This window comes from Micromonospora sp. NPDC052213 (assembly GCF_040679695.1).
Taxonomy (GTDB): Bacteria; Actinomycetota; Actinomycetes; order Mycobacteriales; family Micromonosporaceae; genus Micromonospora.
The window spans coordinates 1-7,550 of the sequence record NZ_JBFAVI010000246.1; the positions used below are offsets into that span (position 1 = coordinate 1).

Annotated in this window: 7 protein-coding genes and 1 pseudogene; 7 read left to right on the forward strand and 1 reads right to left on the reverse strand. The window is 73.9% G+C overall.

Translation table 11 applies throughout. The annotated features are described in order from the left end of the window. Nucleotides 1-51: 51 nt before the first annotated feature. Nucleotides 52-2,172 (reverse strand): MMPL family transporter, encoded by a 2,121-nt coding sequence (locus AB0L34_RS31875; RefSeq protein WP_363709157.1) that lies wholly within the window; start codon nt 2,170-2,172, stop codon nt 52-54. A 120-nt stretch (nt 2,173-2,292) separates the two neighbouring features. Here AB0L34_RS31875 and AB0L34_RS31880 point away from each other — a divergent pair, with 120 nt between their 5' ends. The 7 genes and pseudogenes from AB0L34_RS31880 to AB0L34_RS31910 all read left to right on the forward strand — a co-directional run. Beyond that, a complete protein-coding gene (locus tag AB0L34_RS31880; protein ID WP_363709149.1) occupies nt 2,293-3,615 on the forward strand; it encodes a sensor histidine kinase in 1,323 nt (440 codons plus the stop codon). Beyond that, entirely contained in the window at nt 3,567-4,211 is a 645-nt protein-coding gene (locus AB0L34_RS31885; protein WP_357464222.1) for a response regulator transcription factor, read from the forward strand. The genes AB0L34_RS31880 and AB0L34_RS31885 overlap by 49 nt, the downstream gene beginning before the upstream one ends. A 16-nt stretch (nt 4,212-4,227) precedes the next feature. Beyond that, a complete protein-coding gene (locus tag AB0L34_RS31890; protein WP_363709151.1) occupies nt 4,228-4,989 on the forward strand; it encodes a hypothetical protein in 762 nt (253 codons plus the stop codon). A 107-nt stretch (nt 4,990-5,096) separates the two neighbouring features. Then, nucleotides 5,097-5,513, forward strand: coding sequence for a GntR family transcriptional regulator (locus AB0L34_RS31895; protein ID WP_357464228.1), 417 nt, complete (start codon nt 5,097-5,099; stop codon nt 5,511-5,513). Nucleotides 5,514-5,524: 11 nt separating this feature from the next. Continuing rightward, nucleotides 5,525-6,415 carry an ABC transporter ATP-binding protein gene (locus AB0L34_RS31900; RefSeq protein WP_363709153.1) on the forward strand — a complete coding sequence of 297 codons (891 nt, stop codon included), beginning with the start codon at nt 5,525-5,527 and terminating at the stop codon, nt 6,413-6,415. Beyond that, nucleotides 6,412-7,401, forward strand: coding sequence for an ABC transporter permease subunit (locus AB0L34_RS31905; protein WP_363709155.1), 990 nt, complete (start codon nt 6,412-6,414; stop codon nt 7,399-7,401). The genes AB0L34_RS31900 and AB0L34_RS31905 overlap by 4 nt, the downstream gene beginning before the upstream one ends. A 52-nt stretch (nt 7,402-7,453) precedes the next feature. Then, nucleotides 7,454-7,550, forward strand: a pseudogene (locus AB0L34_RS31910) (dihydroxy-acid dehydratase); the annotation flags it as partial.

Sequence of the window (7,550 nt, forward strand, 5' to 3'; positions counted from 1 at the left end):
GCCCGACCGGCTCTGGGCCGGGCCGCCCCCCCGGCGGCGGGCGGCCGGCCGTTACGCCCCCGCCGAAGCCGGCTCGACCGACTGCGCCCGGACCGACGGTGACCCCCGCCGCGACAGCACGCCCGGCCACCAGGTGCGGCGGCCGATCTCCAGCGCCAGGGCCGGCACGAGCAGGCTGCGCACGAGGAACGTGTCCAGCAGCACGCCGACGCCGACGATGACGGCCGACTGCACCGACGGCACCAGCGGCAGCACGCTGAGCGCGCCGAAGGTGGCCGCCAGCACCACGCCCGCGCTGGTGATGACGCCGCCGGTGACCGTCAGCGCGTGCAGCACGCCCCGGCGGTGCCCGAGCCGTGCCGTCTCCTCCCTGGCCCGGGTGGCCAGGAAGATGGTGTAGTCCACGCCGAGTGCGACCAGGAACAGGAACGTCTGCAGCGGGATCCCGACGAACAGCTTGGGATAGCCCATGGCGTCGAGGATCAGCCCGGCCGCGCCCATCGCGGCGACGTAGGACAGCACCACGCTCGCCAGCAGCAGCAGCGGCGCGACCAGGGCCCGCAGCAGCAGCACCAGGACGGCGAACACCACCGCCAGGATCAGCGGGCCGACGACCCGGTTGTCGCGGCCGACGGTGCGTTCCTCGTCGAGCAGGTACGCGGTGTCCCCACCGACGAGCGCCTGCGCGTCGGGCACCGCGTGCACGGCGGTGCGGAGCCGGTCGACGGTGTTCAGCGCGGCGTCGCTGTCCGGCGTGTCCGCGAGGACGGCCGCGACGCGCACCCACCGGCCGTCGGGGGAGCGTTGCGGCTCGCCGACCTCGGCCACCCCGGGCACCGCACGGGCGGCGGCCACCACCTGGTCGGCCGTGCCGGCGGTGGCCAGGATCTCGGCGGGCGCCACGGTGCCGCTCGGGTAGTGCGCGGCGATCATCCGCTGGCCCGTGATCGAGCCGACCTCTGTGGTGAACGACTGGTCACCGGGCATGCCGATGCTGAGGTTGCCGATGCCGAAGCTGAGGGCGACCAGCGCCGCCGCAGTGCCCAGCCACACCATCCGCGGGCGGCGACCGACGACGCCGGCGACCCGGCGCCACAGCCCGTGCCCGGACGCCTCGTCGTCGACGACCGCGTCGGGGGCGTGGCGGGGCACGAACGGCCAGAACAGCCAGCGCCCGAAGATGACCAGCACGGCCGGCAGGAGCGTGGTCATGGCGAGGAACGCCGCGGCGATGCCGACCGCGCCGACCGGTCCCAGGCCCCGGGTGGCCGGCAGTTGCGCGGCGAGCAGGCACAGCAGGCCGACCGCGACGGTCGCCGCCGAGGCGCAGATCGCGCCGATCGACCTCCGCAGCGCCACGGCCATCGCCGCGTGCCGGTCGGCGTGCCGGCGCAGCTCCTCCCGGTACCGGGCGATGAGCAGCAGGGCGTAGTCCACGCCGACGCCGAAGACCAGCACGGTGAGGATGCTCTGGCTCTGGAAGTCGACCGCCAGGCCGCCGTATTCGGCCAGCAGGTAGACGACCGCGCTGGCGAGCTGGTTGGCCAGCGCGACCGTGAGGAGCGGGATCAGCCACAGGACCGGGCTGCGGTACGTGAGGAGCAGCAGCAGCGCGACGGTGCCCGCGGTCGCCAGCAGCAGGGCGGTGTCCATCCCGGCGAACGCGTCGAAGACGTCCTCGGTGGCGCCGGCCTCGCCGGTGAGCGCGGTGCGCAGCCCGTCGGGGGCGTCGGCGGCCAGCCGGTCCCTGATGTCGGCCACCGCGTCGGCCCGCTGCTCGTCGTCGCCGGCGACCGGGAAGGACACCAGCACCGCCCTGCCGTCCTCGCTCGGGACCGGGGGCGGCACCTGGCCGCCGTCGGCGTACGCGGCGTACGCGGCCCGGTCGCCGTCGACCTTCGCGCGGTCGGCGTCGGTGAGCCCGCTCTCGCGCACGTAGACGGCGACCGCGAGGGGCGCCTGGGAGTCGGGGAACGCCGCCTCCGCCCGCTGCACCGCGCGGCTGGCCTCCACGGAGGCGGGCAGCGCCCCGAGGGTGTCGTTGTTCTGCACCTCGGTCAGCTTGATCGCCAGGGGTCCGGCCACCGCGACGAGGACGAGCCAGAAGACGAGCATCGCGTACTTGGTGCGTCGGCCGGACGGTAGGCCGGCCAGTCGTTGCCGCCGGGACATGTCGGGTCTCTCCTGCCTGGTTGTGGTCACGTCTCGATCCTTCGGCCGGAGGTGGGTGGGGGCAGGGGTGTCAGGTCCCGAACGTGGGTGGTGCTAGCACCACCGATTCCGGTGGGACCGGTGCCGGAGAATGGCGCCGTGGACAGCTCCGTACGCGCGTTCGTCAGGCAGTCGGTCCGGCCCGGCGCGCTCGCCGCCGTGCAGGGCCTGGCCGTGGCCCTGCTCAGCCTGACCACCAACGCGGCGCTGTTCGTGCTGTCGGTGGTCTCGCTCGCGCTCATCCCGGTCCTCGGCATCGGGTTCGCGTTGTTCCCCGTGGTCACCGTGCTGGTGCGGTGGTCGACCGGGCTGCAACGCCGGATGGCCGGGTGGCACGGCATGCCGATCGCCTCGCCGTACCCGCCGGCGCCCGAGGGCGCCCGGCTCGGCACCTGGCGGCGGTTCCGCTGGGTGGTCGGTGACCCGGCGACCTGGCGGGACTTCGCCTGGCTGATGCCGGGCATGGTGACCGGCGGGGCCTGCCTGCTGGCGTTCGTCCTGCCGGTGTACGGGCTGGAGGGCGTCCTGCTGTTGCCCGTGGTCCTGTTCCTCACCGTCGACTGGTACGGCTACGGCGTGTTCTGGCCGATGGACAACCTCGTGCAGGCGGTGCTGTCCGTACCCCAGGGATGGTTGTTCCTGTTCGCCGGTCTGGCGGTCGCGCAGTGGCTGGTGTGGCTGCACTTCCGCTTCGCCGGGTTCTTCCTGGCCCCGACCCGGGCGCAGGAGCTGGCGCTGCGGGTCCGGCAGCTCTCCGCCACCCGGGCCGACACGGTCGACACCCAGGCCGCGGAGCTGCGCCGGATCGAGCGTGACCTGCACGACGGGGCACAGGCCCGGCTCGTCGCGCTGCGCATGAGCATCGGCCTGGCCGAGAAGCTGATGGCCGACGACCCGGCCGCGGCGCAGCGGCTGCTCACCGAGGCGCAGGAGACCAGCGGCCGCGCCCTGGTCGAGCTGCGCGACCTGGTCCGCGGCATCTACCCGCCGGTGCTGGCCGAACGCGGACTCGACGGCGCCGTGCGGGCGCTCGCGCTGGCGGTGCCGCTGTCCGTGGAGCTCGACGTCGCGTTGCCGGGCAGCCCGCCGGCCGCGGTCGAGTCGGCGGCCTACTTCGCGGTGGCCGAGGCGCTGGCCAACGTCACCAAGCACAGCGGCGCGGCGCGGGCGTGGATCCGGCTGGCGTACCGCGACGGTCGGTTGACCATGGTGGTCGGCGACGACGGCCGGGGCGGCGCGACGCCGGACTCCGGGACCGGCCTGTCGGGCGTGCAACGCCGTCTGGCAGCCTTCGATGGCACGATGACCGTGACGAGTCCGCCCGGCGGACCGACTGTCGTGACCATGGAGCTGCCGTGCGAGTTGTCATCGCGGAGGATCTCGCCCTCCTCCGGGACGGGCTGACGCGCATCCTCGACGCGTTCGGCTGCCAGGTGGTCGAGGCCGTCGCAGACGGGCCGTCCGTGCTGCCGGCGCTGGTCCGGCACCACCCGGACGTCGCGGTCGTCGACGTGCGCCTGCCGCCGACCTTCACCGACGAGGGGCTCCAGGCGGCGTTGCAGGCCCGGACCCGGCTGCCGGGCCTGCCGATCCTCGTGCTCTCCCAGCACGTCGAGCAGTTGTACGCCCGCGAGCTGCTCTCCGACCGTGGCGGGGGAGTGGGCTACCTGCTCAAGGACCGCGTGTCCAATGTCGACCAGTTCGTCGACGCGGTGCGCCGGGTGGCCGGCGGTGGCATGGTGATGGACCCGGAGGTCGTCTCCCAGCTCCTCGCCCGCAACGCGACGGCACAGCCGCTGCGGGAGCTCACCGCGCGGGAGCGGGAGGTGCTGGGCCTGATGGCCGAGGGCCGGTCGAACGCGGCGATCGCCGGGCGGCTGTTCGTCACCGAGAAGGCGGTCAGCAAGCACATCAACAACATCTTCAGCAAGCTGGGGCTGCCGCCGTCGGACGACGACAACCGCCGGGTGCTGGCGGTCCTCGCGTACCTGCACGGGTGAGGGTTAGGGTCGGCTCGTGATCGACAAGGACGCGGCGGTCGAGTGGGTGATCGCGCACGGTGACGAGTCCGACGGGCACCGACTGGCGACGGTGCTGACCGGGGTGTGGCCGACGCCGTTGGACGTGGCGGACGCGGTGTTCGCCGACCAGTCTCCCGAGGGCGGTTTCCCGGCACCCTGGTCGGCCGGCGCCCCCTCCGTGGCGGCGACGTGCGAACGGATCGCCCGGATCGTCGAGTTGGACCTGCGGTGCAACTCCCGGGTGGACCGTTGCGCCGACTGGCTCGCCGCGCTGGTCGCGCCGGACGGCACGGTGCGCTCCGCCGTGGACACCGGGCACCTGCCGGCGCAGGACCCGCTCTACCTGCCCGCCTACGTCGGCTGGTGCCTGGCGGTCCTGGACCGGCCCGAGGCGGCCGGGCGGGCCGCCCGGGCGGTGCGCGACACCGTCGAAGCCTCCGGCGCCTGGCCGTCGTGCCTCACCACCACCTGGCTCGCCGCCGCCCTGCTGTGGGCGGTGGGGCTGCGCGAGGAGGCGGACCAGGGACTGGACGTCCTGGCGCGGCGGCTGCTCGACGCCCCGCCGGCCGACGTCGCCCGCGCCGGATGCGCACTGCGCACGGCGTTGCTGCCCCCGGGCCATCCCGTGTTCCGCGCGGTGGTCCGGCGGCTCACCGCCACCCAGTGCCCGGACGGCTCGTGGCCGGTCGACGGTCCTCCTGCCGAGCAGGTGGCGGTCGCCATCACCGCGATAGGTGCCGTCGCCGGCCTGGTCTGACATCCTCCCCCGCCGGAAGGGGCGCGCACGTCGACGAAGGGGGCTCCCGTCGGCGCCAACTTGTTCTATAGTCCTACTGTCGTAAGACAACAGGGGAGGCGCGGCGGGTGATCGAGTTCGTGCTGGACGGCCGGTCGAAGGTGAACACCTACATGCAGCTCGTGCAGCAGGTGAAACAGGCCCTGCGGGTGGGGTTGCTGGTCCCCGGGGACCAACTGCCCAAGGTCCGCGACGTCGCGCAGTCGCTGGCCATCAACCCCAACACGGTGCTGAAGGCGTACCGCGAGCTGGAGATCGAGGGCCTCGCGGAGGGGCGGCCGGGCGTCGGCACCTTCGTCAGGCGCACCCTCGCCGGAGCGTCCCTGCCCAACCAGGCCGAACTGCGGGCGGAGCTGGTGGCCTGGCTGCACCGCGCGCAGGCGGCAGAACTGACGCCCGAGGACATCACCGCCCTGGTGGAGACGACCATGCGGGCCACGCTCCCGGTCGAAGCCCCGCCGCAGAACGCCACGTCGGCAGGATGAGAGGACACGCCATGGAGGCCGTGCTGGAGACCGACCAACTGGGCAAACGGTACGGGAGACACTGGGCGCTGCGAGACTGCTCGTTCCGCCTGCCGGCCGGGCGGATCGCCGCTCTGGTCGGGCCCAACGGGGCGGGCAAGAGCACGCTGCTGCACCTGGCGGTGGGCCTGCTGCGGCCCGACGCCGGGGCGGTGCGGCTGTTCGGCGAGCCCCCCTACGACAACCCGGCGGCGCTGGCCGACATCGGCTTCGTCGCCCAGGACACGCCGCTGTACCGGGACTTCACCGCGGCCGAGCTGATCACGGCGGGTGGCAGGCTGAACCGCCGCTGGGACGCGGCGATGGCGCGTACCCGCCTGGCGGATCTCGGCATCCCGCCGAACAAGCCGGTCGGCAAGCTCTCCGGCGGGCAGCGGGCCCAGGTCGCGCTCGCCCTCGCCCTGGCCAAGCGACCCCGGCTGCTGCTGCTCGACGAGCCCGTGGCCAGCCTCGACCCGCTCGCCCGGCGGGAGTTCCTGCAGACCCTGATGGGCAGCGTGGCCGACTCCGGCACCACCGTGCTGCTCTCCTCGCACCTGCTGGCGGACGTGGAACGGGTCTGCGACCACCTGATCGTGCTGAACGCCGCCCAGGTCCGGCTCGCCGGCGCGGTCGAGGACCTGGTCGCCGCGCACCGGCGCCTGATCGGCCCCCGGCACGGCGGCGAGCCGATCCCGGGCGTCGCCGACGTCGTGCGGGCGAGCCACACCGACCGGCAGTCGACCCTGCTGGTGCGCGCCGACGGGCCCATCGCCGACCCGCGGTGGAGCGTGCGGGACGTGTCCCTGGAGGACGTCATCCTGGCCTACCTCGCCGACGGCGACGCGCAGGCCAGCCACGAGGAATGGGGGGTGCCGGCATGATCTGGCTGACCTGGCGGCAACACCGCAGGGACGCGCTGTTCGCCCTGGGCGGGCTCGCGGTCCTCGGCGCCTTCATGATCATCAGTGGCCTGGCGATGCGCGACGCCTTCGACGACTACGGCCTGCCGAAGTGCGTCGCCGCGGGCAACCCGGGCCCGACGCCGGGGCTCGGCGAGACCTGCGACAGGGCCTTCAACCAGTTCCACGACCAGTTCGGCACGCTGAGCCTGGCGGGCATCCTCTTCCTCGTGCTGCCGCTGCTGGTCGGTCTGTTCTGGGGCGCCCCGCTGATCGCCCGCGAGGTCGAGCAGGGCACCCACCGGTTCGTCTGGACCCAGGGCGTCAGCCGGCAACGCTGGGCGCTGGTCAAGTTCGGCTTCGTGGGAGCCGCCGCGCTGCTCGTCTCCGTCGCCTACGGGCTGGGCATGTCCTGGTGGCTGACCCCGCTCAACCAGGGCTGGCGGCAGAGCCGGTTCGACGCATTCTTCTTCGACATGCAGGGCGTGGTGCCGATCGGGTACACCCTCTTCGCGGTCGCGCTGGGCGTCTTCGCCGGCACCGTCTGGCCCCGGGCGCTGCCCGCCATGGCCGGCACGCTGGTCGGTTTCCTCGGCCTGCGCGTCGCCGTGGCCGCGCTGGCCAGGCCCCGCTACCTGCCCGCCCGCGAGCTGACCTACCCGGTGCAGGGCTCCACCGGCGAGCTCGCCATCAGGAGAGGCGACTGGATCCTCTCCAACGGCGTCCACGACGCCAACGGCAAACTCGTCGCACCCAACGCCCAGGTGATCTGCCCGCCCGGTGCCACGGGCCCCGACGGGCGGGCCTGCGGCGCCGACCTGGGCCTCGGTCCGGGCGCCTACAACTGGTGGCTCTACCAGCCCGAGAGCCGGTTCTGGCTGTTCCAGGGCATCGAGGCCGGCATCTTCGTCGCGCTCGCGGCGCTACTGCTCCTGCTGGCCGTCCGCCGCATCCGCCGCATCGCCTGACCACCCGCCGGCTGCCCTGCCCGGGCGTCCGCCGGCCGCGCCTCGCCGACGCGGGGCCATCCTGCACGGCAACCTGGCCCCGGACGGCTGCGTGGTGAAGACCGCCGGGGTGCCCGAGGAGTGCCTGACCTTCCGTGGCCCCGCCAAGG

Excerpts from the sequence above, each read along its gene's own strand:
- AB0L34_RS31900 (WP_363709153.1), top strand. The coding sequence starts at position 5,525 with ATGGAGGCCGTGCTGGAGACCGACCAACTGGGCAAACGGTACGGGAGA.
- AB0L34_RS31875 (WP_363709157.1), bottom strand. The coding sequence starts at position 2,172 with ATGTCCCGGCGGCAACGACTGGCCGGCCTACCGTCCGGCCGACGCACC.
- AB0L34_RS31905 (WP_363709155.1), top strand. The coding sequence starts at position 6,412 with ATGATCTGGCTGACCTGGCGGCAACACCGCAGGGACGCGCTGTTCGCC.